This is a genomic window from Anoxybacillus amylolyticus, assembly GCF_001634285.1.
Classification (GTDB): domain Bacteria; phylum Bacillota; class Bacilli; order Bacillales; family Anoxybacillaceae; genus Anoxybacteroides; species Anoxybacteroides amylolyticum.
This window is the reverse complement of the sequence record NZ_CP015438.1, coordinates 2273986-2298923: the sequence shown is the minus strand read 5'-3', so window position 1 is coordinate 2298923 and position 24938 is coordinate 2273986. Positions and strand designations below refer to the sequence as shown.

28 protein-coding genes are annotated in these 24938 nt (G+C 45.2%); 20 read left to right on the top strand and 8 right to left on the bottom strand.

The annotated features are described in order from the left end of the window. Nucleotides 1-15 precede the first annotated feature (15 nt). From mgsA to GFC30_RS11585, 12 genes are all read left to right on the top strand, one after another. Nucleotides 16-435 (top strand): methylglyoxal synthase, encoded by a 420-nt coding sequence (gene mgsA / locus GFC30_RS11635; RefSeq protein WP_066325771.1) that lies wholly within the window; start codon nucleotides 16-18, stop codon nucleotides 433-435. Next, on the top strand, nucleotides 428-1135 hold the full coding sequence (bshB1, locus tag GFC30_RS11630) for a bacillithiol biosynthesis deacetylase BshB1 (protein WP_066325769.1): 708 nt from the start codon (nucleotides 428-430) through the stop codon (nucleotides 1133-1135). The genes mgsA and bshB1 overlap by 8 nt, the downstream gene beginning before the upstream one ends. Beyond that, a complete protein-coding gene (bshA, locus tag GFC30_RS11625) occupies nucleotides 1132-2268 on the top strand; it encodes an N-acetyl-alpha-D-glucosaminyl L-malate synthase BshA (protein WP_066325763.1) in 1137 nt (378 codons plus the stop codon). The genes bshB1 and bshA overlap by 4 nt, the downstream gene beginning before the upstream one ends. Next, nucleotides 2265-3476 carry a CCA tRNA nucleotidyltransferase gene (locus GFC30_RS11620; RefSeq protein ID WP_066325761.1) on the top strand — a complete coding sequence of 404 codons (1212 nt, stop codon included), beginning with the start codon at nucleotides 2265-2267 and terminating at the stop codon, nucleotides 3474-3476. Before bshA ends, GFC30_RS11620 begins: the two co-directional genes overlap by 4 nt. Further along, on the top strand, nucleotides 3446-4417 hold the full coding sequence (locus GFC30_RS11615) for a biotin--[acetyl-CoA-carboxylase] ligase (protein WP_066325759.1): 972 nt from the start codon (nucleotides 3446-3448) through the stop codon (nucleotides 4415-4417). Before GFC30_RS11620 ends, GFC30_RS11615 begins: the two co-directional genes overlap by 31 nt. Nucleotides 4418-4646: 229 nt before the next feature. Then, complete coding sequence (gene panB / locus GFC30_RS11610) at nucleotides 4647-5486, top strand: 3-methyl-2-oxobutanoate hydroxymethyltransferase (RefSeq protein WP_066325756.1); 840 nt, start codon at nucleotides 4647-4649, stop codon at nucleotides 5484-5486. Then, nucleotides 5483-6337 carry a pantoate--beta-alanine ligase gene (gene panC, locus GFC30_RS11605; protein ID WP_066325752.1) on the top strand — a complete coding sequence of 285 codons (855 nt, stop codon included), beginning with the start codon at nucleotides 5483-5485 and terminating at the stop codon, nucleotides 6335-6337. Before panB ends, panC begins: the two co-directional genes overlap by 4 nt. A 40-nt stretch (nucleotides 6338-6377) precedes the next feature. After that, nucleotides 6378-6761 (top strand): aspartate 1-decarboxylase, encoded by a 384-nt coding sequence (panD, locus tag GFC30_RS11600; RefSeq protein WP_066325750.1) that lies wholly within the window; start codon nucleotides 6378-6380, stop codon nucleotides 6759-6761. A gap of 52 nt (nucleotides 6762-6813) precedes the next feature. Beyond that, the gene (dinG, locus tag GFC30_RS11595; protein WP_066325747.1) at nucleotides 6814-9513 is read left to right on the top strand and encodes an ATP-dependent DNA helicase DinG; all 2700 of its coding nucleotides are present in this window, start codon (nucleotides 6814-6816) and stop codon (nucleotides 9511-9513) included. Nucleotides 9514-9998: 485 nt separating this feature from the next. Then, nucleotides 9999-10169 carry a YpmA family protein gene (locus GFC30_RS16615; RefSeq protein ID WP_084256329.1) on the top strand — a complete coding sequence of 57 codons (171 nt, stop codon included), beginning with the start codon at nucleotides 9999-10001 and terminating at the stop codon, nucleotides 10167-10169. A gap of 13 nt (nucleotides 10170-10182) precedes the next feature. After that, complete coding sequence (locus tag GFC30_RS11590; protein ID WP_066325742.1) at nucleotides 10183-10659, top strand: cell wall elongation regulator TseB-like domain-containing protein; 477 nt, start codon at nucleotides 10183-10185, stop codon at nucleotides 10657-10659. Nucleotides 10660-10676: 17 nt separating this feature from the next. Then, nucleotides 10677-11861 (top strand): pyridoxal phosphate-dependent aminotransferase, encoded by a 1185-nt coding sequence (locus GFC30_RS11585; protein ID WP_066325740.1) that lies wholly within the window; start codon nucleotides 10677-10679, stop codon nucleotides 11859-11861. A 46-nt stretch (nucleotides 11862-11907) separates the two neighbouring features. Here GFC30_RS11585 and GFC30_RS11580 read toward each other — a convergent pair whose 3' ends face one another. After that, a complete protein-coding gene (locus tag GFC30_RS11580) occupies nucleotides 11908-13566 on the bottom strand; it encodes a coiled-coil domain-containing protein (protein WP_148660395.1) in 1659 nt (552 codons plus the stop codon). A gap of 61 nt (nucleotides 13567-13627) precedes the next feature. On the opposite strand from GFC30_RS11580, the gene GFC30_RS11575 reads away from it, so the two are divergent. Both GFC30_RS11575 and GFC30_RS11570 read left to right on the top strand, forming a co-directional pair. Beyond that, nucleotides 13628-14263, top strand: a complete 636-nt coding sequence (locus GFC30_RS11575; protein WP_066325694.1) for a BMQ_0737 family morphogenetic spore coat protein — start codon at nucleotides 13628-13630, stop codon at nucleotides 14261-14263. Nucleotides 14264-14363: 100 nt separating this feature from the next. Further along, nucleotides 14364-14933 carry a hypothetical protein gene (locus GFC30_RS11570; protein ID WP_066325692.1) on the top strand — a complete coding sequence of 190 codons (570 nt, stop codon included), beginning with the start codon at nucleotides 14364-14366 and terminating at the stop codon, nucleotides 14931-14933. Between the two features lie 34 nt (nucleotides 14934-14967). Here the strand turns inward: GFC30_RS11570 and GFC30_RS11565 are convergent, their stop codons facing one another. After that, nucleotides 14968-15417: a hypothetical protein gene (locus tag GFC30_RS11565; RefSeq protein WP_066325690.1), complete on the bottom strand. Its 450-nt coding sequence runs from the start codon at nucleotides 15415-15417 to the stop codon at nucleotides 14968-14970. Nucleotides 15418-15636: 219 nt separating this feature from the next. Between GFC30_RS11565 and asnS the strand changes: the two genes are divergently transcribed. The 4 genes from asnS to GFC30_RS11545 all read left to right on the top strand — a co-directional run bounded on the left by asnS (nucleotide 15637) and on the right by GFC30_RS11545 (nucleotide 19100). After that, nucleotides 15637-16929 carry an asparagine--tRNA ligase gene (gene asnS, locus GFC30_RS11560; protein WP_066325684.1) on the top strand — a complete coding sequence of 431 codons (1293 nt, stop codon included), beginning with the start codon at nucleotides 15637-15639 and terminating at the stop codon, nucleotides 16927-16929. Between the two features lie 282 nt (nucleotides 16930-17211). Beyond that, complete coding sequence (locus GFC30_RS11555) at nucleotides 17212-17898, top strand: DnaD domain-containing protein (protein WP_066325682.1); 687 nt, start codon at nucleotides 17212-17214, stop codon at nucleotides 17896-17898. Between the two features lie 49 nt (nucleotides 17899-17947). After that, entirely contained in the window at nucleotides 17948-18616 is a 669-nt protein-coding gene (gene nth / locus GFC30_RS11550; RefSeq protein ID WP_066325680.1) for an endonuclease III, read from the top strand. Then, on the top strand, nucleotides 18606-19100 hold the full coding sequence (locus GFC30_RS11545) for a YpoC family protein (RefSeq protein ID WP_238583574.1): 495 nt from the start codon (nucleotides 18606-18608) through the stop codon (nucleotides 19098-19100). The genes nth and GFC30_RS11545 overlap by 11 nt, the downstream gene beginning before the upstream one ends. Before the next feature lie 17 nt (nucleotides 19101-19117). On the opposite strand, the gene GFC30_RS11540 is transcribed toward GFC30_RS11545, so the two are convergent. Then, nucleotides 19118-21778: a transglycosylase domain-containing protein gene (locus tag GFC30_RS11540; protein WP_066325676.1), complete on the bottom strand. Its 2661-nt coding sequence runs from the start codon at nucleotides 21776-21778 to the stop codon at nucleotides 19118-19120. Nucleotides 21779-21795: 17 nt separating this feature from the next. Next, a complete protein-coding gene (gene recU, locus GFC30_RS11535; protein ID WP_066325668.1) occupies nucleotides 21796-22389 on the bottom strand; it encodes a Holliday junction resolvase RecU in 594 nt (197 codons plus the stop codon). 195 nt (nucleotides 22390-22584) lie between these two features. Between recU and GFC30_RS11530 the strand changes: the two genes are divergently transcribed. Then, complete coding sequence (locus GFC30_RS11530; protein ID WP_066325667.1) at nucleotides 22585-22815, top strand: hypothetical protein; 231 nt, start codon at nucleotides 22585-22587, stop codon at nucleotides 22813-22815. Between the two features lie 39 nt (nucleotides 22816-22854). Here the strand turns inward: GFC30_RS11530 and GFC30_RS17225 are convergent, their stop codons facing one another. Beyond that, nucleotides 22855-23025 carry a hypothetical protein gene (locus GFC30_RS17225; protein ID WP_169807006.1) on the bottom strand — a complete coding sequence of 57 codons (171 nt, stop codon included), beginning with the start codon at nucleotides 23023-23025 and terminating at the stop codon, nucleotides 22855-22857. 50 nt (nucleotides 23026-23075) lie between these two features. Continuing rightward, nucleotides 23076-23276: a YppF family protein gene (locus tag GFC30_RS11525; protein WP_066325665.1), complete on the bottom strand. Its 201-nt coding sequence runs from the start codon at nucleotides 23274-23276 to the stop codon at nucleotides 23076-23078. A gap of 163 nt (nucleotides 23277-23439) precedes the next feature. Here GFC30_RS11525 and GFC30_RS11520 point away from each other — a divergent pair, with 163 nt between their 5' ends. Next, nucleotides 23440-23772, top strand: coding sequence for a YppG family protein (locus GFC30_RS11520; protein ID WP_066325663.1), 333 nt, complete (start codon nucleotides 23440-23442; stop codon nucleotides 23770-23772). Nucleotides 23773-23844: 72 nt separating this feature from the next. On the opposite strand, the gene GFC30_RS11515 is transcribed toward GFC30_RS11520, so the two are convergent. Together GFC30_RS11515 and GFC30_RS11510 are read right to left on the bottom strand one after the other, a co-directional pair. Next, entirely contained in the window at nucleotides 23845-24099 is a 255-nt protein-coding gene (locus GFC30_RS11515) for a sigma-G-dependent sporulation-specific acid-soluble spore protein CsgA (protein WP_066325661.1), read from the bottom strand. 68 nt (nucleotides 24100-24167) lie between these two features. Then, on the bottom strand, nucleotides 24168-24632 hold the full coding sequence (locus GFC30_RS11510) for an Hsp20 family protein (protein WP_066325659.1): 465 nt from the start codon (nucleotides 24630-24632) through the stop codon (nucleotides 24168-24170). Nucleotides 24633-24938 lie beyond the last annotated feature (306 nt).

Below are 24938 nucleotides of genomic sequence, written 5' to 3'. Positions count from 1 at the left end.
GAGCGGGGGATAGTGATGAAAATTGCGTTAATTGCCCATGACCAAAAGAAGGCGGAAATGATTCAATTTGTCACAGCGTACGAACCGATTTTATCGCCGCATGAGCTATATGCGACCGGAACGACCGGCGCGCGCATTGAAGAAGCGACAAACTTGCGCGTGCATCGATTTCGTTCCGGCCCGTTAGGCGGCGACCAAGAAATTGGCGCGCTCATTGCTCGCAATGAAATGGATATGGTCATCTTTTTCCGCGACCCGCTAACGGCGCAGCCGCACGAGCCAGACGTAAGCGCACTAATGCGCTTATGCGACGTGTACGCTGTACCGCTAGCAACAAATATCGGAACGGCAGAATTGCTCATTCAAGGGCTAGCGCGCGGTGATTTGGCGTGGCGCAACATTGTTCATGAAAAACAGGGGGAACAACATGACTGAACTGCATCTCTTGGCGTTTGGCGCCCATCCAGACGATGTCGAAATCGGCATGGGCGGGACATTAGCGAAATACGCAAAACAAGGGTATTCGGTCGGCATTTGCGACTTAACGCTAGCGGAATTATCGTCCAACGGCACGGTCGCTATTCGCCAGCAAGAAGCAACACGCGCCGCGGAGCTATTAGGGGTGAAAACAAGGATTAACCTTCGCTTGAAAGACCGGGGGTTGTATAAAACGGATGACGCGATTCGGCAACTAGCGGCGGTCATCCGTCAATATCGCCCGCGCGTCGTATTTGCCCCGTACTGGGTAGACCGCCATCCTGACCACGGAAACTGTGCGTTTCTTGTCGAAGAAGCGGTTTTTTCTGCGGGCATTTCTCGTTATGAAGCATTCGGGCATCGGGCGCATCGTGTAACCGCCCTTTATTACTACATGATTAACGCGTACGAACGCCCACACTTTGTTATTGATATTAGCGATACGATGGATGTGAAACTCGCTAGTTTGCGCGCGTATGAAAGCCAATTTACAAAGACGGTGCAATCGGTGGACACGCCGCTCACAAACGGCTACATCGAAACGGTCGAAAGTAGGGAGCGTATGTTTGGCAAACAAGTCGGCGCCGCGTTTGCGGAAGGATTTATGACGAAACAACCGCTATTGATTTCACGTGATTTAATAGGAGAGAAGCAATGAAATTAAAAATAGGAATCGTTTGTTATCCAACCGTCGGTGGCTCTGGTGTCGTTGCCACCGAACTAGGGAAACTATTGGCAGAAAGGGGACACGAAATTCATTTTATTTCCTCCAATATCCCGTTTCGCCTAAATAAAGTATATTGCAATATTTACTATCATGAAGTGACGGTAAATCAATATTCTGTCTTTCAATATCCGCCATATGACTTGGCGCTTGCCAGTAAAATTGCCGAAGTCACGAAACGCGAGCGGCTCGATCTTTTACACGTTCATTACGCCGTTCCACACGCCGTTTGCGCCGTTTTAGCCAAACAAATGGTCGACCATGACGTCAAAATCGTCACGACGCTGCACGGAACAGACATTACGGTGCTCGGGTATGACCCGTCGTTAACCGACATTATTAAATTTGGCATCGAGAAGTCCGATGTCGTGACCGCTGTTTCTAACGCCCTCGTTCAACAAACGTACGAATTGTTAGACGTGCAAAAAGACATTCAAACGGTCTACAATTTCGTCGATGAACGTGTATATCGGAAAAAAGATGTCGATGCTTTAAAAGAAGCGTATGGAATTAGCGAACAAGAAAAAGTGATTATCCATGTTTCTAATTTCCGAAAAGTCAAGCGCGTACCCGATGTCGTTCGCGCGTTTTCGCTTGTTCGTCAAGCGCTTCCTGCCAAATTGCTGCTTGTTGGTGACGGACCAGAAATGACGGTCGTCTGTCGGCTAGTGAAACAACTAGGCTTAACCAAAGACGTTCTTTGCTTAGGAAAACAAGAAAATTTAGAAGAGCTCTATTCGATTAGTGACGTCAAATGGCTATTATCCGAAAAAGAAAGTTTCGGGCTTGTATTATTAGAAGCCATGGCGTGCAGTGTCCCATGTATCGGCACGAACATCGGCGGCATTCCAGAAGTGATTGACGATGGGAAAACTGGCTTTTTATGCGAGCTTGGCGACGTCGAAGCGGTGGCGGAGCGAACGATAAAGCTTTTGCAAGACGACCACTTGCATGCGGCGATGGCGGAAAACGCGTTACAGACGGTGTATACGAAATTTTATTCGAAAGAAATCGTCCAACAATATGAAGCGATTTACGCTTCGCTAATGAAAGGAGTGGCGCGATGAACGAACCGTTTCGCCGGGCGCTCGGCGTCATCCGCACATTAAAACAGCACGGCTATGAAGCGTATTTTGTCGGCGGTTCGGTGCGTGATTATTTGTTGAACCGACCAATTGATGATGTCGATATCGCGACATCGGCATTGCCGGACGAAGTAATGGCGATTTTCCCGAAAACGATTCCGGTCGGGCTAAAGCACGGGACGGTCGTCGTTTTGCACGATGGGGTGCCGTATGAAGTGACGACGTTTCGGACGGAAGGGACGTACGAAAACTATCGCCGACCGGAATCGGTGACGTTTGTTCGCTCGTTGTATCAAGACTTAGAACGGCGTGATTTTACGATGAACGCCATCGCCATGGACGATACCGGTCAATTTATCGATCCGTTTGATGGACAAGCGGCGATTAATAAGCGCATCATTCGTACGGTTGGAAAGGCGAAGGACCGCTTTTTGGAAGATGCGCTCCGCATGATGCGCGCCATTCGCTTCGTCAGCCAGCTTGGGTTTCAGCTAGAGGAAGGAACGAAGCAAGCGGTGATCGAACATGCCTCGTTGCTTACCTATATTTCCGTCGAGCGAAAGACGGTCGAATTTGAAAAACTAATGGCAGGACCGTTTGCTTCGAGCGCGTTTTCGTTACTAGTGGAAACAAAGCTGTTTGCGTATTTACCAGGACTAGCGGAAAAACGAGAAGAGTTGCAGCAGCTTTCCAACTACGAATGGTCCGCGCTCACTTCTACCGCAGAGCGCTGGAGCTTTCTTTTATATTTATTAAACATCGAGCATGCTTCTTCTTTTTTACGCCAATGGAAATTATCCAACCGGCTAACGAAAGACGTGCAAGCGATTTTGCATGCGCTTTCTATCGTCCGTTCGTTTGCTGATTGGACAAAGGAAACATTGTATGCAGTCGGCGCAGCCGCTGCGCTTTCCGCTGAAGCGATTCGTTCGCTCGTCAACGGAGAAAAAGGTGAAGAAAACGTACAAGCCCTTCGCCAACAACTTGACTCACTTCCCATTCAAACGCGCCAAGACTTAGCGGTGACAGGGAAGGATATTATCGACTGGTATGGGGGAAAGGGAGGACCTTGGGTGGAAGAGACGTTGAAAAAACTTGAGCAAGCGGTGTTAGCTGGGATTGTAGAAAATGAGAAGGAGCGGATGAAAGCGTGGCTCAAATGGAATCAGACACACGAAAAAAATTGTTAGAGCTATTCTCGGAAGCAAAAGGGGATTTTATTTCTGGACAAAAAATTAGCGAGCTGCTTGGCTGTTCACGAACCGCTGTATGGAAACATATCGAAGAATTAAGGAAAGAAGGATTTGAACTTGAAGCGGTGCGCCGGCTTGGCTATCGAATCATCAGTACCCCAGATAAAGTAACAGCAAATGAAATTCGCCTTGGGTTAAAAACAACGATACTTGGACAAGTCATTCATTACGAAGAAGAAGTGGCATCGACGCAAAAAATTGCCCATCAGCTTGCCCAAGAAGGAGCAAAAGAAGGAACGCTCGTGGTGGCGGAATTGCAGACGGCAGGACGTGGACGAATGGATCGGACTTGGTTTTCGCCAAAAGGGACAGGGATTTGGATGAGCTTAATTTTGCGTCCGCCAATTCCGCCGCAAAAAGCGCCGCAGCTCACTTTGTTAGCAGCGGTTTCCATCGCGCAGGCGATTCAAGAAGTGACCGGGCTCGTTCCGGACATTAAATGGCCAAACGATATTTTAATCCACGGGAAAAAATGTGTCGGCATTTTAACAGAATTGCAAGCAGACCCAGACCGCGTCCATTCGGTCATTATCGGCATGGGAATCAACGTCAACCACAATCAATTTCCAGAAGATCTGCGTGAGGTTGCGACATCGCTGGCGATTGAAAAAGGAGAAAAAATAAAGAGGGCGAGACTTATTCAAGAAGTATTGACAAAAATGGAAACATTGTATCGTCAATATTTACAGCACGGCTTTTTGCCGATTAAACTGTTATGGGAAGGGTACGCGATTAGCATCGGCAACGAAATTACGGCGCGTATGCTCCATGGTACGATTCGTGGCGTTGCCCGCGGCATTACTGATGAGGGAGTATTAATGCTAGAAGACGCGAACGGCGTCATCCATTATATTCATTCCGCTGATATTTCCTTGTAGCAAAACTGTGCGAATTTTGTTAAAATACAGCTGAACGGGCAGTATCTTTTCGCAAGAACTGCACCATCATAAACAAAAAATGATGAACAAATTCTGCCTTGATCCAGAAAGGACTAGGACAGAGGGATGAACGCGAATACATAAAACGTCCTTCTTTCTCTAGGCAGGGAAAGAAGGTTTTTTTATTCGGTGCTTCATCTCCTCTGCAGCAAAAAGAGGAGGGAAATGCATGAAAACGAAAAGCGATTTTTTGAAAATGAAAGAAACGAACGAGCCGATTGTGATGCTTACGGCGTACGATTTTCCTTCGGCAAAACTTGCCGAGGGAGCGGGCGTCGATATGATTCTCGTTGGTGACTCGCTCGGCATGGTCGTATTAGGGTATGATTCGACGATCCCGGTCACAATGGAGGACATGATTCATCATACGAAAGCGGTGCGCCGCGGAGCACCGAATACATTTATTGTGACCGATATGCCGTTTATGTCCTACCATCTATCGAAAGAAGACGCACTTCGTAATGCAAAGCGCCTCATGCAAGAAGCAAACACAAACGCGGTAAAAGTTGAAGGGGCAGATGAAGTGGTGGATATCATTCGCGCTTTGACAAAAGCAGGGGTTCCAGTCGTTGCCCATTTAGGGTTAACGCCGCAATCGGTCGGGGTGCTTGGCGGGTATAAAGTACAAGGAAAAGATGCAGAAAGCGCTCGCAAGCTGCTAAACGATGCGAAACTTTGCGAACAAGCCGGGGCAATCGCGCTTGTGCTCGAATGTGTGCCGAAGCAACTCGCTGCGGAAATTACAAAACAACTAACGATTCCAACGATTGGCATCGGTGCTGGAGATGATGTCGATGGACAAGTGCTTGTCTATCATGACGTACTCGGCTATGGGGTCGAGCGCGTGCCAAAATTCGTCAAGAAATATGCAAACATACAAGAAACGATCCATCACGCTATCTCTAGCTATGTTGCAGAAGTAAAGCTTCGCCAATTTCCGGAAAGCGCGCATATGTTTACGATGAAAGAAGAAGCGTTAGTGGCGTTATATGGGGGAAAACAGGGATGAAAATGATGACGACAATCGAAGAAATGCAACAAACCATGCAAGCATACCACAAGCAAGGAAAAACGATCGGCTTTGTGCCGACGATGGGCTATTTGCATGAAGGGCATGTGGCGTTGATGGAGGCGGCGCGAAAAGAAAACGATATCGTCGTGTTAAGCATATTTGTCAATCCGCTCCAATTTGGACCGAACGAAGATTTTGACCGCTATCCACGCGACATTGCCCGCGACGAAACAATCGCCAAAGAAGCAGGGGTCGACGTGTTATTTTACCCGTCGGTTGCGGAAATGTATCCGCGCCCGCTCAGCGTCAAAGTCACCGTCACTGAACGGGTCAATGTGCTTTGCGGCAAATCGCGCCCAGGACATTTTGATGGAGTAGCGACCGTGCTGACGAAATTATTTCATATCGTCATGCCAACGCGGGCGTATTTTGGCATGAAAGATGCGCAACAAGTAGCGGTTGTCGACGGGTTAATTCGCGATTTCCATTTTCCGATCGAGCTCGTACCAGTTCCGACCGTACGCGAAGCAGACGGATTAGCGAAAAGCTCGCGCAACGTTTATTTATCAGAAAAAGAGCGCCAAGAAGCCCCGGCGTTATATGCGGCGCTACAAAAAGCGAAAGCGGCAATCGAAAACGGTTTGCGCGACCCACAAGCAGTGCGCGCCCTCATTGAAGATTATTTGATGACGCACACGAGCGGTGCTATTGATTACGTCGATGTGTACTCTTACCCAGAGCTAAAGCCGCTCGACACACTGGGTGGAACAATCATTATTGCCATTGCTGTCCGGTTTACAAACGCACGACTCATTGATAATATAACGATGGATGTCCCATCGTTATAGAAAGAGATTGAAAGGGAAATAAAGGAAAAGGGGGAGCGAGATGTTCCGAACACTAATGAACGCCAAAATTCACCGCGCCCGTGTGACAGAAGCCAATTTAAATTACGTCGGCAGCATTACGATTGACGCCGATATTTTAGATGCGGTCGGCATGGTGCCGAATGAAAAAGTGCAAATCGTCAACAACAATAACGGGGCGCGTTTTGAAACATATATTATTCCAGGGGAGCGCGGCAGCGGCGTCTTTTGTTTAAACGGGGCGGCGGCGCGTCTGGTGCAAAAAGATGACATTATTATCGTCATTTCGTATGCGCTCGTTCCAGAAGAAAAAGTGGCGGAACACCGTCCGAAAGTGGCGATTATGGATGAAAACAACCGTATCAAGGAATTAATCGCTGCTGAACCGGCGCATACGATTTTATAAAAGGGGCTGTTTTTGCACAGCCCCTCTTATTACGCAATTTTGAGGTGAAACGATGAGGTTTGTCGTCATTGATTTGGAAACGACAGGAAATGCTCCGCAAAAAGGTGACCGAATGATTCAAATTGGCATCGTGATAATCGAGAACGAGCAAATTGTGGAACGGTTTTCGCGCTTTATTAACCCCGAGTGCGAGATTCCGCTTTTTATTCAACAACTGACACAAATTGACGAACAAATGGTCAAAACCGCGCCGGTTTTTGCCGAGATTGCCGAAGAAATTGCCAACAAGCTAGCAGGAGCGTATTTTGTTGCCCATAACGTTTCGTTTGATTGGCCTTTTTTGCAAGCGGAATTGCAGGCGGCAGGCATTTCGCTTTCGCCGCCACCGATGATTGATACGGTAGAAATGGCGCGTATATTGTTTCCAACGGTGGAGAGCTATAAATTAAGTGACCTCGCGCAAATGTTAGCGATTCATCATGAAAATCCGCATCAAGCAGATAGCGATGCGGAAGTGACAGCGAAACTTTGGTTGTGTCTCCTTCAAAAGCTACAGTCGCTTCCGCTGGCGACGGTACAACAGCTAAAACGGCTGTCAAAAGATTGGAAAAGCGAGATGCATGCCATTTTAGATGCGATAATCGCGAAAAAAATGGCGGCACCCGATGAAGAAGGATACGTATACTATCGTGGAATTGCTATCAAAAAGCGAACCGAGGCTTCTAAAAAACAAAGCGACGCTTCTTATTCGTTTACGGAATGGGTGGCGGATGAGCCACCGCTTCCGTTTCCACAGTATGAACATCGCGACGGTCAATGGGAAATGATGAAAGTTGTTTACGAGGCGCTTGACACGTCGCAACACGCCATGATTGAAGCAGGAACAGGGATCGGCAAGTCGCTAGCGTATTTTCTTCCAAGTCTTTATGTAGCGAAAAAGCAACAAAAGCCGGTTGTCATTAGCACCTATACGCTCCAATTGCAAAAGCAACTAATCGAGCGTGACGTTCCGTTGTTGCGAAAAATCGTTCCGTTTCCTTTTCGTGTGGTGCTGTTAAAGGGGAAACGAAATTATTTGTCGCTTGATAAGTTCATTTCGTTTCTTCAAGAGCCGAACAAAACGTACGATGCGGTACTAACGAAAGGACAAGTGCTCGTTTGGTTGACGGAAACGGAAACGGGCGATGTGGATGAGTTACAATTGTCTTCCGGCGGACAGTTGCTTTGGCCGCTATTACATTTAGACGAGCAAAAAGAAGTAGGGGAGCATGATTTTTTTCGTCTTGCGTGCGAGCGGGCAAGCGAAGCGGATGTTGTTATTACAAACCATGCATTTTTAATGCAAGATATCACGGCGACTAATCCCTTGCTTCCAGCGTATGACCATTTGATTGTCGATGAAGCGCATCATTTGGAAGAAACGGCATCCCGTTATTTCGGACGCCATGTCGAATATGTGGCGCTCCGGTTATTGTTGACACGTATCGGGACGGGCGACGAAGAAGGATCGTTATTTCAGCTTAAAAAGCGGATCGATAAAGAAGTATGTTCCATTCAAGCGCGGCTTCGCGACTTGCAGATCGAGTGCGACGAATGGTTTCGCCTTGTTCGCCGCTACGTGATAACGAAACAACCGAACGTCCATGCCTCGCGGCTTCGCTATCGATTCGATCCACAGAAAGAGTGCGGACGAAGTTGGGAAGCGATGAAAGAGTTATTATGGCGGATTGCTGACCAAACAAAAAAATTGGCACAAGAGGTAAATGAGGTTAAGAAAAGCGTCCCAACGCTCTCGGCGTTGTCGTTTTTTTCCGACATCGACGAGTTGTTGTCGACAGTTAATACCCTTCAGGAAGTAATGGAAACAGCCGACCCACTCGTTGTTCGTTGGATGGAAGTGGAAACGAAAGGGGCGGCGAATGCTACCGCGATTTATTGCCAGCCGATTGATTTAGAGGCGTTTTTTGCTGAAGAGCTATTTGCAAAGAAAAAAAGCGTTGTGCTTACGTCAGCGACGCTTTCGATGAACGGGTCGTTTTCGTATTTGATTTCGCGGCTTGGACTAGAAGATTTTTACCCGATTTGCCGGACGATTCCGTCGCCGTTTCCGTATGCCGAGCAAGCAAAAGTGATGGTACCCCGAGATTTGCCGTCTGTTTCTTCCGTGTCACTTGAGAAGTATGCAGAGGCGGTCGCTTCGCACTTATTAACAATAGCAAAACATATAAACGGGAAAATACTCGTGTTGTTTACGTCGTATGAATTGCTGCGCTTGACGGCAGCGATTGTGAAAGAGCGGAATGACGATGAAACGTTTGTGTTGTTAGCGCAAGGGGGACAAGGCGGAAGTGCTTCGAAGTTGACGAAGGCGTTTCAGCAATTTGATAAGGCGATGTTGTTTGGAACGAGCAGTTTTTGGGAAGGGATTGATTTTCCAAGAGAGGCGTTGTCGGTTGTTGTCATCGTTCGATTGCCGTTTGCTCCGCCAGATGACCCGGTTATGGAAGCAAAAAGCGACTACATTCGCGCAAAAGGTGGAAATCCGTTTTATGAGTTATCGCTGCCGCAAGCGGTCATTCGCTTTAAGCAAGGCTTTGGGCGGTTAATTCGCACAAAAGACGACCGCGGGGTATTGTTTGTGTTCGACCGGCGGCTATTAACCGCTTCCTATGGCCGCTATTTTTTAGCTTCTCTTCCAGACGTGCCGGTGTATGATGAACCACTCGAACAACTATTGCAAAAAATGGGATAATTCGCTGGAAAAAGACAAACGATATACATGGGCATTTCCCTCTCGACCGCTCGAGAGGGAAACGTTTATCCAGTCGTCTCCGCTTTTCTTGTCTAGCTGCGAACTAGCATCCTCGGCCGCGTGTGCTTTCTCTGTCGACGTGCGAGGCACGTCTCGTCGAAAGCTTGCGCGTCCGTCGGATGCTTCCTTGGCTGCGCCAAGGATCGTTCTTCGCTTTTCTTGTCTAGCTGCGGCTCCTAGCCCCTCGGGACGCTTCTGCCCCGCTGCGGCGGCGACAGCCTCCTCGCGGGTCTTTCAGCGCCTGTCGGGGCTAACCAGTCGCCTCCGCTTTTCTTTTGTAGGTGGGAAAATTTTTTATGAAATTGCACAACGAACCTGTTATAATAAGTGGGAAGATACAACAGAGTGTTGTTGTATGTATAGTGTGGCTGCTTGCGGCTGTTGTTATGAGTAACAAAATTTGTGGCATAAAGGAGGAACTGTGGGTGGAAAGTAAAATTCAAGTATTGGCAACGGTGAAAATCCAGCACTCGCCTGATTTATATAAAATTGTGGACTGCCTTAACCGAACGTTGAAAAAAAATGACCTCATGTTCGGTCTTGCGCTTGATGAACAAGACAAAAACAAAGCGGTATTTACGATTTACCGGACGTAAAGAAGGGCTTGCGATGAAAAAATGGAGCATTATTGTTCTTCTTTTTTTCTTCGTCGCGATTTGGCAGGCGGTGAGCGTCTATCGTGCTGCGATGGCGCCAAAGGAAACGCTCTTAGAAAAAGCGGAACAACGCGCTATCGAAGAAGCGAATCTTTCCGATATTCAAGCTGCGAATACATACTATGGCGAAAAGACGTACGCCGTTGTGGAAGGAACCGATAAAAAAGGCACGAAAAAAATTGTATGGGTGCCAGCAAAAGGCGGACATATTGTTGTCAAGCGCGCGAAAAGTGGGATCACGAAGCAAGAGGCAATTGAAAAATTAAAAGCGGACCGACAGCCAAAAGAAATTATTTCGGCCAAACTCGGAATGGAAAAAGGAGTGCCGCTTTGGGAGCTGACATATATCGAACAAGATAACCGCTATTCTTTTTATTACGTCAGCTTTGCCGACGGTGCTTTTTTGAAAAGGTATAGTTTCCAACAATAATGAAGGGGGAAAAGAACATGAAATTAGCAAAACGGGTATCATCGCTCACACCATCCACAACGCTTGCCATTACAGCGAAAGCAAAAGAGCTAAAAGCAAAAGGTTATGATGTCATCGGTTTAGGGGCAGGTGAGCCGGATTTTAATACGCCGCAGCACATTATCGACGCAGCGTTAAAAGCAATGAACGAAGGGCATACGAAATACACCCCTTCGGGTGGGCTTGCAACGTTAAAAGCAGAAATTGTGAAAAAGTTTCAGCACGACCAACAGTTGCAGTATGAACCGTCGGAAATTATTGTTTGCGTTGGCGCGAAACATGCGCTTTACACATTATTCCAAGTCCTTTTAGACGAAGGCGATGAAGTCATTATTCCGACGCCATATTGGGTGAGCTACCCGGAACAAGTGAAACTTGCAGGCGGGGTGCCGGTGTATGTCGAAGGGTTGGAAGAGAACCACTTCAAAATTACGCCAGACCAACTAAAAGCAGCAATTACGGAGCGGACGAAAGCTGTCATCATTAACTCGCCAAGTAACCCGACAGGTATGATTTATACAGAAGACGAGTTGCGCGCGCTTGGGGACATTTGCTTAGCGCACGATATTTTAATTGTGTCCGATGAGATTTATGAAAAATTAGTATATGGGGACAATAAACATGTATCGATCGCCCAGCTTTCGCCACAGCTAAAAGCGCAGACGATTATCATTAACGGCGTATCGAAATCACACTCGATGACTGGCTGGCGTATCGGGTATGCCGCAGGAAACAAAGACATTATTCGCGCCATGACCGACCTTGCGAGCCATAGCACGTCCAACCCAACGTCGATTGCACAATATGCGGCGATTGCCGCATATAGCGGGCCGCAAGAACCAGTCGAGCAAATGAGGCAAGCGTTTGAAGAGCGGCTAAACATTATTTATGAAAAACTGATTCAAATTCCTGGCTTTACGTGCGTCAAGCCGCAGGGAGCGTTTTATTTGTTCCCGAACGCTCGCCAAGCAGCGATGATGGCAGGCTACGAAAGCGTCGATGCGTTCGTCGAGGCGTTATTAGACGAAGCAAAAGTCGCGCTTGTGCCAGGCTCTGGATTCGGTGCCCCAGACAACGTCCGCCTCTCGTATGCTACCTCGCTTGACGTATTAGAAAAAGCTATCGAGCGGATGAAGCTGTTTATGGAGCAGAAGCGCCAATGATTTTTTCAGATGAAAGGAGAGGAGCTATTCCTCTCCTTCTTCCTTATTATGTTTTGGCTTTTTTAAATAATGAGAGTAGCCACGATTTTTTCTTTTCTTCATGACTATTTGTTTCGGACGGTAGCGGTGAATGAGAGTTGTAAAGAGATTGTTTCTCTGTCGCTAATGCGGATTCCGTTTGAACGATGTCTGATGCAACCGTTAAATCTAATTCGTTTTTTTCTAGTATAACGGTGTCGGTTTCTTTTTGTTCATCATCTGTTTTCACGCTGTTGTGGCGATGAAGGCTTACAAACAGCTCCTCCTCATTATTTTGAGTATATAAAGGAGCGATGCTAGAGAATGGCGGATGAAACAAAGGTTCCTCGTTATGTTTGTCACGTAAGATTAAATTGGGTAATTGGTCGTCATCCTCTCCTGTCTGTTTGTAACGAATAGGTGGACGGGTATTTTGAGAAGTTGGGGGCTCGATGCGTGCGCGTTTCACTAGGGGCGGTTTTTGTGATAACCCTTGCTTTTTTTGGTTAATTGGAGAAACAACGATTGATTGGTTTGTTTCATCCATAAATTGTTGAAGCTTTAAAAAGCTATTCATGGACGATCCCGTAGTCGTTTTTGATGGAGGGGAAGATTCTTTCCCCGCTTCTGGCGCTATTTGTTTTGGTGTAGCTAGTAATTGGATGACATGGGCTAACATTTCTTTCATTTCGGTGATGTCTAAATTTAACCCTTCTTCTCTTTTCTTTTCGGTTCGTTTTGCTAATTCCGCCAGTTGATGAAAAATTTTTTCCATCTCATTTGCGAAATGGGCTGTTTGTTCTAAAAGTTCCTCGATTTTCACTTGTTGACGCAAAAGTTGCTTTTGTAAAACTGCTATGTCTTTTTGCTGCTCTTTGTCTAACTCCGGCAGTATTTTTTCAATCATTGAGGTTTTTTGCCCTAATGTACGTACTTCGTCTTTTAAATCATCTGTTTCTTTTTTCTGTGCCACGGTTTCTTCGCTTAATCCCTCAAACTGTTGGAGTAGTTTCTCGCTGTTTTTTTCAAAAAAATCATATTTTTTTTCCATGTCCTTCATCCTTTCCATCCAAGATGTCAGCACAGGTCGCAAAGACGTGTAATCCGTCAATTGGTCATGATGAGCGGAAATTTCTTTTTCTAGGGTATGCATATATGCAAAGATGGTTTTTATTTCTTTTTCGAATTCTTTCTGTTTTTGGCTATAAGCATCGAAGAAGGCTTGCGTTTGTTGGTCGTTTGTTTCTAGTTGTTTCTTGAGTTTGAATTGTTCGTTTTGTATTTCGTTATAGAACAAACGCTGGGCATTTTTTAATTGCTCCAATTCATGGGCTAAGCGATGGATTTCATCTGATTGAGTTAACATAATTTCTTCGTATCGCTTGTATGCTTCTTTTAGCTTTTCATTTTCTATGTGCAACTGTTCTAGTTGTTTATTTAGAAGATCTATTTGCTCATCGAATTGCAAGGAAGAGAGAATTTCTTTATATTTTTCTATTTCTGATTTTAGATGAATAACTTTTTGTTCTAATTGGATTGCCTTTTTTTCCCCACTCATAATTTTCACCACCTTTTGAAGTTTGTAACTTTCCATTTTTTTAAAATTGTATGCAAAAAAATTATAAAATTGTCTTTTTGGTAAAAATATGAATCTTGAAATGGTAAAATTAGGCGGATATTTCATCACCACTTGAAGTCAATTACATAGTATAGAGTAGTCTGAAAAAATAATGAAAGGAGATTACACGATGGCAATTAATTTACAGCAATTTGCTCAAGAATTTAGCCCTGAGTGTATCCAAGTATGTAAAGTTTACGACTGGACAACGAACGTTGTTTCCCTTACACAAGATATTCCATTTACATTTCCTACAGGTTCTCTCCCAACTACCATTTCCCAAGTCAATTGTGTCACTACTCTTTTAGAGTGTGCAGAAGAGGGACCAAGACGGGATATTGAATGTGTAGTAGGGGATGAACGTGTTACATTGCAGGTCGTTACATTGAGCAAAACGATCCAAGTGGTTTTGGAAGTAACTGGAACATCAGGAACAGGGACACAAACAACGATTACAAGTAATCCAACATTGATTACAACCAGTGAAGAAGTTATCCTTTGCGCACCGGAAGGAACAACTGTCTCCTGCACAGCAACACAAAACGCATTTAATGTTTGTCGGGTCGGGTCATTTACACGTAACGGTGATACGATTACTGCAACCGTGTTCATTCGTGTGTGCCAAAATATCGTTGTCACATTTGAAGTCATTTTAGAAGTAGCAGCGAAATTTTGCCAACCACGTCCGAAGATTGTTTGTGAAGAAGAATGCGCAGTCGATGTATTCCCGCCGCAATGTCCATCTATCTTCCCAGCTCAAGGATAAACAAAAAATGCTATTGGAATGACTAAAAAGGGGTTTTTCTACCCCTTTTTCTCATACATATGAAGAAGAAAATATCTTTTTACGTGAGGAGAGAGAAAGAATGAGTCATTCGTTCGAAGATATTGAAAAGAAAATTCGTACGTTAGAACAAGAGTTACAAGCGGTAAACAACTTATTGTCCGAAATGAAAAAAGGAGGAAACGTGCCATCTCTCCAAGCGCTTGCTTACTTTACCTACTCTTTCGTATTGCCCATAAATGGAAGGAAAAAGGGGACGATCGTAGGGAATTTTATTATTCGCAATATCGGCTCGAGTTCACTTGAAAATCCGGTCATCTGTTTGAAAATTGTTCCAAAAGAATGTGCCGTTTTAACAGCAAAATTAGGAGAACATGTGGCATATGACCGCCGCTTAAACCCGCTAGTGATGGAAACGTGGGAATACATTGATGAAAACGCGGAAAGAACTGTAGAGGAGAAAGGGGAGTTTTGGCTAAAGCCTGCTCAAATTCCTCACATTGAGGAAGGAGGACAACTAGCATTTTCTAATTTTCAAATTAAACTCTCGTTTTCTGACGAGCCGCGTACTTACAAAATATATGGGTTTTTTTATTGTAAACAACTCCCACAAGGAATTAAATCCTTAAATGACATTGTCATTCACGGATAAACAGGCTGACTCTGAAACGAGCCAGCCTGTTTTGCTATGCCTCAGGGACAACAAGAGCGTTTAATGCACGTGTTTCAGCGGTAAATGTGACGCCGGCAATCGGAGTTCCTGTAATAATGATGCGATAGATTTGAGTTCCTACTCCTGGAGTATCTACCCATGTTAAATTCGGGTATACGGTAACTGTAGCGGCACCAGTAATCTGGGTTTCCACATCTAGTTGAGCTATGTTGACAAATGCTCCGCCGTTAGTAGAGCGCTGCAAAACATAAGCAACTCCAGTAATATTAGTATCTGTCATGTTAGTAGACGCAATAGACAACTCAACCATAGAGTCGAGTTTCACCTTGTCGTTGCTAAGCGTAACAAATGCGTCTAGACGAAGAACTTCGGTGCCTGCAGCGGAAAGAGTGATTGGTAAATCAACCGCAGACTGGGCAAAAAATAAACGTGGAAATAAATCATCATTACTTACGCATGACATATAAATCACTTCCTTTATGAAATAATTGATGTTTACACATCTATTGGTAGTAAATGAAAATTTAAAAAAAATGTTTCAGACAAGTATCTATTTTTTAGAAAATAGGAGAATAACTAAAATAGGAGATAGCTGCTTTCTTCCTTGCTTGTCGTATAGTTGGAAGGTATAATATAAATTATGCGTACATAGTTTTCGAACAGATGTTGGAGGGACTTAGCAGTGAAAACAACGATTGAAGAAGTGAGTAAATACGTAGGTCAAGAGGTGACGATTGGCGCTTGGTTGGCGAATAAGCGTTCAAGTGGAAAAATCGCTTTCTTGCAGTTGCGCGATGGGACAGGCTTCATTCAAGGGGTCGTCGAAAAATCGCAAGTAGCGGAAGATGTGTTCCAACGCGCCAAATCCATCACCCAAGAAACGTCGCTATACGTAACGGGGACGGTGCGCATCGATGAGCGTTCACCGTTTGGCTATGAACTGGCGGTAACCAATATCGAAATCATTCATGAATCGGTGGACTACCCGATTACGCCAAAAGAGCATGGTGTCGAGTTTTTAATGGATCATCGCCATCTATGGCTGCGCTCGAAACGGCAACATGCGATTATGAAAATTCGTAACGAAATTATTCGGGCGACGTACGAGTTTTTCAACCATAACGGCTTTGTCAAAGTCGACCCGCCAATTTTAACGGGAAGCGCGCCAGAAGGAACGACGGAGTTGTTCCATACAAAATATTTCGATGAGGATGCCTACCTTTCGCAAAGCGGTCAACTTTACATGGAAGCGGCAGCGATGGCACTCGGAAAAGTGTTTTCGTTCGGTCCGACGTTCCGTGCGGAAAAATCAAAAACGCGCCGCCATTTAATTGAATTTTGGATGATTGAGCCGGAAATGGCGTTTTACGAGTTTGAAGACAACTTAAAAGTACAAGAACAATATGTGTCTTATATCGTTCAATCGGTCTTGAAAAATTGCTCGCTTGAACTAAAAACGCTTGGTCGCGATACAGCGAAGCTCGAAAACATCCAACCGCCGTTCCCGCGCATTACATACGATGAAGCGATTCAATTGCTTCATGACAAAGGATTTACCGACATCGCGTGGGGCGACGATTTCGGCGCGCCGCACGAAACGGCGATTGCCGAAAGCTTCGATAAGCCAGTGTTTATTACGCACTATCCGACACAACTAAAACCGTTTTATATGCAGCCGGATAAAAATCGCCCAGAAGTCGTGCTTTGCGCCGATTTAATCGCACCGGAAGGATATGGCGAAATTATTGGCGGCTCGGAGCGCATTCACGATTATGAATTGTTAAAACAGCGCCTCGAAGAACACCATTTGCCGCTTGAGGCGTACAAATGGTATTTAGAATTGCGCCAATACGGCTCTGTGCCACACTCTGGATTTGGATTAGGACTAGAGCGCACCGTTGCTTGGATTTGTGGCGTCGAGCACGTCCGCGAAACGATTCCGTTCCCGCGCTTATTAAATCGTCTATATCCATAAGAAAAGCGCAAAGCGCCCGCCTATCGGCGAAGAGCTCACAAGCCCCACCGAGGAGAGCTCGAACCAAGCATAGCTTAGTTCTGCGTGGGTAACTTCAGTGAGGACAATCCATGTGTCGCCGCCGCAAGAAGTGGCGGAGCGCATCACACCGATGGCGTTTGGAGCTAGACAGCTCTCTGCCCAATTGTAAAATTTTAAACTTTCCTATCTTTAAAAAAAATCCTCCTAATCACGGGGGATTTTTTTGCGAGTATGGTATACTATAAGTTGAGGTGCATTTCGATGGATAAAGGGAAAATGGCGGAATGGCTGGCGCAAGGAAGCATTGCGATTCCAAAACTATTGCTGTATCATTATAAACGCCTAGGCTTAACGGAAACGGAGTTTATGGTGTTGTTGCATTTACACTCGTTTCTTGAGGAAGGGGTTTCTTTTCCCACCCCTGTCGAGATGGCGGAACGAATGACGTTGTCGCCGGCGCAATGCATGGAAACGTTGCGCAAGCTCATTCAAAAAGGATTTTTGGCGATTGAAGAACAAGTAGATGAAGTGCGGAGCGAAACATATTCGCTCAAACCGCTTTGGGAAAAACTCGTCTATTACTTATTGATTCAATCGGCAAACGAGGGGCGTGCTAGTCGGCAAGAAGAGGAACAAAGCTTGTACACGATGTTTGAGCAGGAATTTGGCCGTCCGCTTTCTCCGTTTGAGTGCGAGACGCTAACGATGTGGATCGATCAAGACGAGCATGATCCTGCCATTATTAAAGCAGCGCTTCGTGAAGCAGTGCTATCTGGGAAATTAAACTTCCGATACATTGACCGTATTTTATTTGAATGGAAGAAGAACGGGGTTCAAACGATTGAACAGGCGAAAGATTACGGGAAAAAATTCCGCAAACATCAAAGATCATCGACGCAAGAGGAGTTTAAACAGACGGTGACGTTTTACAATTGGTTAGAGTCGTAAACGAGAGAGGGGGGTCTCTCGTTTTTCTTTGGAAGAGAGGAGGATTGGTTTGTTAAACAGCCGGCAAATTCGCTATTGCTTAGATAAAATGGGAGAAATGTTCCCGAACGCTCATTGTGAACTTGTGCATCGCAATCCGTTTGAATTGTTAATTGCTGTCGTTTTATCGGCGCAATGTACCGATGCGCTCGTCAACAAAGTGACAAAACATCTATTTAAAAAATATCAAACGCCAGAAGACTATATATCTGTTTCGCTTGAAGAACTTCAACAAGATATTCGCTCGATTGGGCTATACCGAAATAAGGCGAAAAATATCCAGAAGTTATGTGCGTTGTTAATTGAAAAATATGGTGGACAAGTGCCGAACGACCGCGATGAGTTGATGAAATTGCCAGGTGTCGGAAGGAAAACGGCAAACGTTGTCGTTTCGGTGGCGTTTGGCGTACCGGCAATTGCCGTTGATACGCACGTCGAGCGGGTCAGCAAGCGGCTCGGCTTTTGCCGCTGGAAAGATTCGGTGCTCGAAGTAGAGGAAACGCTCATGCGAAAAATTCCAAAAGAAGAATGGTCGGTTACGCATCACCGGATGATTTTTTTCGGGCGCTACCATTGTAAAGCGCAAGCGCCAAAATGCGACGTTTGTCCACTACTTGAATTATGCCGCGAAGGAAAAAAACGCCGAAAGCGAGGGGAAAGCGTTGCAAGTGCCAAATGAATTCGTTCATCCGCTTTTTTTTCGCCTAGGGGATAACGTGCCAGCAAGTGATGCCCCATTTCCAGAAGCGATGAAGCATGTCTATTTTTACTATGACATCGTCGGCATTCCAGCACCATGGGAAGAAATTGAATCGATTCCCGCTGTCTTTAAGCTTTGGTACGAAGAACGAGAACGATTAGAAAGCTGTTTTGCCAAACGTGACCGCACGAGCGCACGAGAGCCGATGATTCGCGGGATTTCGTATTTCCTCGTTTGTTTACATTGGTTAAACGGCAAGCGAGTAGAGAGGGTGAAGGAGTGGGAAAAAGAAATTGCCACATTGGCGGTGAAGCCGGTAAACGCTATCGAGCGGCTGCAATTTATTTTTGCTCGTCCGGATTTATACCATTCGTTCATCCAGCTAAGCGAGCTGTTTAGTGAAACGGAAAAACTTTATTATAAAACATTAGTGAAAAGGAAAAAAGGGATGTCTCCGCGCTGAGACATCCCTTTTCATCATTATTGGTTAAGCAATTCATTGGTGGACGGAAACGAGCTTTTTCCGACGCGGTTCGTTGTATTTCCAGTAGAGTTGTTATTTTGGGTTGGTGGGGTTGTGTTTCCACCGGATCCGCTGTTGTTATTTTGTCCGCCATTATTGTTATTTTGTCCACCGCTGTTGTTTTGTCCGTTCGTATTGTTGTTTCCGCTATTGTTTTGTCCCCCGTTTTGTTCGTTATTGTTTGTGTTGTTGCCATTGTTTTGTTCATTTGTGCCGTTGTTGCCGTTTTGTTCCTCTGGCGGCGTTGTCTCTTGTTGGTCGCTTGGCACTTGCACGGTCGCTGTTGCTGGCTGTGTACTCTTCAGTTTGCCGTCTTTGCTTACCGTATAGACGTCAAACGTATAGATAGCCCCTTTCGTTGGATGGCTAATCGTTAGCGATAGGCCTGTTGCTGGAAGTACCGCTGATTCGCCTTTATCGTTTTTGGCGTGTACTTCAAATGCCACATTGTCAAGCGCATTGTCGTATTTCCATGTCAGAGAAATCGTGTCCGTTTTCGGATCGTACGTTGCCTGTAAGTTCGCCGGTGCAAGCGGCTGGTCATCTGTTGCCGTTTCGGTCGGTTCGCTTCCTCTTACGAAACATTCATACACGATTTCGTCTTTTGGTGTAAATGGCCCTGCTAATTGCGGTGGATTCGACCCCTTTTTCACCGGCAACTTCACGACGCTTTTTGGCATCGGGAAGTCTTCGCTATCATGGTCGACGTGAGAGATGACTTTTTTGAACAGGAGGCGCGGTATTTTTTGTTCATATACCGATAAATTCGCCGTACTGCTTTTTTTGCTGAAACCGGTCCAGACGGCAGCCGTGTAGTTTGGCGTATAGCCGACAAACCAGCTGTCTGGCACAGCGTTATCCGGCAATCCATATTGCCGTGCAACGTCTTCGGAATAGTTGGTCGTTCCTGTTTTTCCTGCAACATGTAAGCCTGGTACGTTTGCAAGTGTACCTGTACCGGATTGCACGACCGTTTTTAGCATATCAGTAATCATGTATGCCGTATAGTCTTTCATCGCTACTTTCGGTTTTGGGGTTAAATCCATCTCTGTATTGTCTGGAAAGACGATTTTTGTGACCGCATGCGGTTTAATATAGACGCCGTTGTTGCCAAACGCGCTGTACGCCCCCGCCATTTGTAACGGTGATACTCCTTTTTCCAGACCGCCAATCGCGTACGACTCGTAAATGTTGTCAAATCCCATGCCGAGTTTGTTCGCAAATTGTTTTGCCCGCTCTAAGCCGACTGCTTGCAATGCTTTTAGCGCTGGAATGTTGCGCGATTTCGCAAGCGCCGTTCGCATCGTCATTGCCCCTTCGTACGTGCCGTTCCAGTTTTTAATCGGTGTGCCGTTCGAATATTGATATGGCTCATCGACGAGAATGTGTGCCGTCGGCCATTTTAAATATTCAATCGCTGGACCGTAGTCTAAAATTGGCTTAATCGTTGACCCTGGCTGACCGACGCGTTGGATGGCGTAGTTAAAGCCAAATGTGATATTTTCAGGGTCGCGTCCCCCGCCAAGCGCACGAATTTCGCCCGTTTTCGTATCGATAAGGGCGATGGAAGTTTGCAAATCTTTTTTGTTCGTAAATAGATCGTTGGAATTCAGCAAGTCTTCAACATAGCTTTGTGCGTTCGGGTCAAGCGTTGTATAAATTTTCAAGCCGTCTTCATAGACGTTCACATTCGCTTGATCGGTTACTTCTTTAATCACTTCGTCGATAAAAGAATCATATGGAATCGTTTGTGATTGATTATGTTTTTTCCGATCGACGAGCATCGAGGCAATCGGTACTTGTTTCGCTTTTTCCGCTTCTTCTTTCGTAATAAAGCCGTGTTCTGCCATTAAGGAGAGAACGACGTCACGCCGCTTTTTCGCCGCGTCTGGATGTTCGTACGGGTTATAGTTGTTCGGGCTTTGCGGCAGTCCTGCGAGCAATGCTGCTTCTGGAAGCGTCAACTCTTTTAAGTTCGTTTTGCCGAAGTAATATTCGGCCGCTTTGGCAACGCCGTACACACCGTTAGAGTAATAAATTTTATTTAAATACATTTCTAAAATTTCATGTTTCGAGTACTTCTGTTCGAGCCGTAACGCTAGCCAAGCTTCTTGAATTTTCCGTTTTAACGTTTTTTCCGGCGATAGGAAAGTCAGTTTGACGACTTGTTGGGTAATCGTGCTTCCGCCTTCTGCTCCGTATCCTTCTTTGATGTTTGCTAAAATGGCTCCGCCAAGCCGGATAAAATCGACGCCGTGATGTTGGTAAAACCGAGCGTCTTCTGTCGCTAATACAGCATTTTCCAATACTTTTGGAATGTCTGAATAGGATATATACGTTCGTTTCTGTCCACCTAAGTCGGCAATTTTATGACCGTTCATATCATAAATTGTTGAGGAAAGCGGGTCTTTAATTTTTGCTTCATCAAGCGGCGGTATTCCTTTAATGAAGTAAGCAAACGCAGCGACGCCGCCAACAATCCCAAGCAGCATGAAAATGACTAATGTTAGTGCAATCATTTGGAAGAGCGATTTCGATTTTTTCTTTTTTACTTTTTTTGTTTTTGTTTGTTTCGTTGCTTGTTTCCGTTCTACGCGAGAACGATAGTCACCAGACATAAAAATCCTACCTTTCCTTAAAAGTAGATAGATTCTACTACTTTAATATAATCAATTCGCGGGTGGTAGCCAAGTGAAATGTAATGGCCATATGTCTCTATTTCCTTTTTTGTGATTGATTTCCTCCCGCCGGCTTGTTGTCGCTCCCAAAATGTAAGCAAGTGGGAAGCGTCCAACAAATACACTTCATCGAGCATAGAAAAGCGTAAAATGACAAAGCAAATTCCCCCATGTGCGAGCACGTGCCGCATATGATGAATTTGATGTTCATGGAAATTTTTTAAAGGAAACGACGTTACGCTTTGTGTCTCTTTTGCTTCAAAGTCGATATATTTGCCGCGGTACACGCCGTTATAGTCGGTCGTAGAGGCTTGTTTAAAATACGCCTCTTTAATGACGGCTGCACTTCGTTTCGGATAGTCGACGCGAACGATTTGAACGGGCGTCGGTTTTTTATGGATAACGGCAATGCCGTGTTCTCGGTAATATTCGTTTGTCGCATTTAAATCTTCCTCAAGCGTCATGCCGCGGTTTCCGTAGGTTGGCTGAAAATGGCGGACTGGCTGTTGCTCTTTCGGTTTATACTGCTTTCCACCAGGATAGTTGAACATGCTCCCCCTCCTTTGAATGGTTTTTATTATACCATAGGTGAGGAGGAATAGGGTGTATAAAGAAAATGTCGAAATTGCTCGAAGAAATGAAAAAGACAACTTTCTTTGCCGAAATAGTTCTAGTTTTGTCAAGCAGGAAGGGAGCAAAAAAGAAATGGCGAATGTGTAAAGACAAACGGTGTTGGAGGGATATGGATGCGGTGGGTGAAAAAAGAGGAAGTAGAGAAGCAGCTTGGGGAAATTTTACAATTAATGGAACAGATTGAAACGAAAATGGACGATGTGATTGACAACGTAGTGAAAGAAGCATGCGCACACCAACAAGCGCATATTCAAAAAATGGAGAAGCAGCTAGACGCAGTCGAGCAAAAAATGGACGAGAAAGAAGCACAGCGGTTCGTTCCTTCGAAATTGCATTTTGTTTGACAAAAACGGCTCTCCCTTTTCAAGGGAAAGCCGTTTTTGTTAGTCGTTTTTTTCGACTTTCACAGAAATTGGGCCTCCCGCTTCGGTTGCGACTGTTCCGATTTCGTATTCGACCCGCTCGGTCTGTTTTGGCGGAACGTGTTTTCCATGTGCTGGCGGTTCTTGTTCATGCCCTTTTCGCTTATGGTGAAAATGTATACCTCGTCCCATGACGCCACCTCCTCACCGTTACTTTTCCGCAGAGGTGGGAGAATCATGCATTACAACCCGACATATTCGTTTTTTTCCGCTGGCTTACATGCTCCAGCTAATTCGAGTTCACGAGTAATATCACGGTATTCGGAAATCGTGATTTCGCTTCGTAAATACAGTTGGCGGGCAAAATCGAGCAGTTCATTTAAATCGGCTGGTTCATAATTTTTGGTGGCGATGAATTTATTTTTTAATTCGGTTGCGTTCATCGTGCATCCCCCCTGTGTTTTTATACATCTTATCATAAAAATGGCACATCTCGATAAATTCAAAAAATTGAAACTTCCGACAACTTGTGACATGTCCGCGCGCACTTGCCGCCTATCTATTGCATATGATGAAGTACTGAATCGAAAAAAGAGGGGGGAGTGTATGTATCGATTTCCGTATATTTATCCATATTCGCAGCGTGCGCCGTTTCCGCCACCTATTCCACATTGGCCACACTACCCACCAATTCATCCATACCAACAGCCGCCACATTGGCCGATGATAGGGCAGCATTCTCCGCAAATCACGCCGTATCCAAAACCGAGCCCAATGTTAAAACCACCATCAGGGGTTCCAGCGATTATATCACAGTTTAAAACGTCAGAAGGAACGTACGACATTAATAAAATGATGAATACTGTTGGGCAAATGATTAACACCGTCAATCAAGTAAATAGCGTCTTGAAAGGACTGATTAGTACGTTTAAAAAATAAGGTGTCCGCAGCGGACACCTTTTCCTGTCAACTTCACGGATGGATCGGCGGTTATGTCAGATAGACAGTTTGTTAAAATAACAGTTCGTACACTTCGTTTAAATGATGAGCGCGCACCGTATCTTGCTCGTTTAGCGCATAACGAATTTCGCGTGGCAAGATGCGATCTAAAAAGGCGATTTCTTGTTGCGACAAATCGCGGACGAATGCTTCTTCGTTCGGATACGGTTTCGTTACTATTTTTTGATAAATATGTCGAGGGATAGACGTATGGGAATCTAAATAGTTAGACAACACTTCGCGCAAATAAGCTAACGTTGGTTCCATTGTTTTTCTCCTCCGTTGGAAAATAAGTGACATGTATAGTATGTACAAAAAAAGGTGCACATGCACCTTTACTCGATGTCAATAAATTTTTTCTTTTGTGGAAGACGAATGACGAGTTCGCCGTTTTCAAACGAGGCTTTAATTTCACTTTCTTTGACTGGATAAGGCAATGGAATTGTCCGCATCATCTGTTGTTGCATGCGCCGTTTTTTGTAGACGTTGTTTTGCTCGTCGGCCGATTCGACGATTTCGCGATGATGAACGGTGAGATGGAGCACCGTGTCATCAAATTCAAGTTGGATTTGTTGACGGTTGACGTTCGGGAGATAAGCGGTAATGATGTATTCGCGCGCCGTTTCGTGGACGTCTATTGGGATGTAGGAGCGTAAAATGGTATCGTGAACATATTCATCGAGCGTTTCAAACATTTTCCGAATCGGCTGTTCGTCCAAAAATTGGCTTACCATCTCCCGCAACCGTTGAAACGGCTCCTCTTCCTGTTTTTTTCTTGGTAGTTGAAAATGATCGCTCATAGTAATCTCCTCCTCTACCTTTCACTATATGTGCTATCGGCAAAAAAGGTCACGAGTATTTTTTAGAAAAATTTCATTTGTTTTTAAGATTGAACGGCTATGATGAAAAAAAGCCGGCATTCACACCTTAGAAATCACTACCATTTTTGCGAAAATCGAAGCTCCGTCCTTAGCAAAAGGCCGGCATGGAATGAGGAGGGAGCGCACATGCATATGGTAATTACTCTTTTTTTCTCAGGGACAGCTGTCTCTTTGCTTACGTACCAATTCATCGAAATTGTGCAAGCATTTATCGATTTGTTTAAT

Excerpts from the sequence above, each read along its gene's own strand:
- GFC30_RS11585 (WP_066325740.1), top strand. The coding sequence starts at position 10,677 with ATGAAATTAGCAAAACGGGTATCATCGCTCACACCATCCACAACGCTT.
- dinG (WP_066325747.1), top strand. The coding sequence starts at position 6,814 with ATGAGGTTTGTCGTCATTGATTTGGAAACGACAGGAAATGCTCCGCAA.
- GFC30_RS11620 (WP_066325761.1), top strand. The coding sequence starts at position 2,265 with ATGAACGAACCGTTTCGCCGGGCGCTCGGCGTCATCCGCACATTAAAA.
- GFC30_RS11525 (WP_066325665.1), bottom strand. The coding sequence starts at position 23,276 with ATGAACGCAACCGAATTAAAAAATAAATTCATCGCCACCAAAAATTAT.
- GFC30_RS11575 (WP_066325694.1), top strand. The coding sequence starts at position 13,628 with ATGGCAATTAATTTACAGCAATTTGCTCAAGAATTTAGCCCTGAGTGT.
- recU (WP_066325668.1), bottom strand. The coding sequence starts at position 22,389 with ATGTTCAACTATCCTGGTGGAAAGCAGTATAAACCGAAAGAGCAACAG.
- GFC30_RS11615 (WP_066325759.1), top strand. The coding sequence starts at position 3,446 with ATGGAATCAGACACACGAAAAAAATTGTTAGAGCTATTCTCGGAAGCA.
- mgsA (WP_066325771.1), top strand. The coding sequence starts at position 16 with ATGAAAATTGCGTTAATTGCCCATGACCAAAAGAAGGCGGAAATGATT.
- GFC30_RS11540 (WP_066325676.1), bottom strand. The coding sequence starts at position 21,778 with ATGTCTGGTGACTATCGTTCTCGCGTAGAACGGAAACAAGCAACGAAA.
- GFC30_RS11520 (WP_066325663.1), top strand. The coding sequence starts at position 23,440 with ATGTATCGATTTCCGTATATTTATCCATATTCGCAGCGTGCGCCGTTT.
- GFC30_RS11570 (WP_066325692.1), top strand. The coding sequence starts at position 14,364 with ATGAGTCATTCGTTCGAAGATATTGAAAAGAAAATTCGTACGTTAGAA.
- GFC30_RS11590 (WP_066325742.1), top strand. The coding sequence starts at position 10,183 with ATGAAAAAATGGAGCATTATTGTTCTTCTTTTTTTCTTCGTCGCGATT.
- GFC30_RS11565 (WP_066325690.1), bottom strand. The coding sequence starts at position 15,417 with ATGTCATGCGTAAGTAATGATGATTTATTTCCACGTTTATTTTTTGCC.
- GFC30_RS11515 (WP_066325661.1), bottom strand. The coding sequence starts at position 24,099 with ATGGAACCAACGTTAGCTTATTTGCGCGAAGTGTTGTCTAACTATTTA.
- GFC30_RS17225 (WP_169807006.1), bottom strand. The coding sequence starts at position 23,025 with ATGGGACGAGGTATACATTTTCACCATAAGCGAAAAGGGCATGAACAA.
- GFC30_RS11530 (WP_066325667.1), top strand. The coding sequence starts at position 22,585 with ATGCGGTGGGTGAAAAAAGAGGAAGTAGAGAAGCAGCTTGGGGAAATT.
- panD (WP_066325750.1), top strand. The coding sequence starts at position 6,378 with ATGTTCCGAACACTAATGAACGCCAAAATTCACCGCGCCCGTGTGACA.
- bshB1 (WP_066325769.1), top strand. The coding sequence starts at position 428 with ATGACTGAACTGCATCTCTTGGCGTTTGGCGCCCATCCAGACGATGTC.
- GFC30_RS11510 (WP_066325659.1), bottom strand. The coding sequence starts at position 24,632 with ATGAGCGATCATTTTCAACTACCAAGAAAAAAACAGGAAGAGGAGCCG.
- panB (WP_066325756.1), top strand. The coding sequence starts at position 4,647 with ATGAAAACGAAAAGCGATTTTTTGAAAATGAAAGAAACGAACGAGCCG.
- GFC30_RS11555 (WP_066325682.1), top strand. The coding sequence starts at position 17,212 with ATGGATAAAGGGAAAATGGCGGAATGGCTGGCGCAAGGAAGCATTGCG.
- panC (WP_066325752.1), top strand. The coding sequence starts at position 5,483 with ATGAAAATGATGACGACAATCGAAGAAATGCAACAAACCATGCAAGCA.
- bshA (WP_066325763.1), top strand. The coding sequence starts at position 1,132 with ATGAAATTAAAAATAGGAATCGTTTGTTATCCAACCGTCGGTGGCTCT.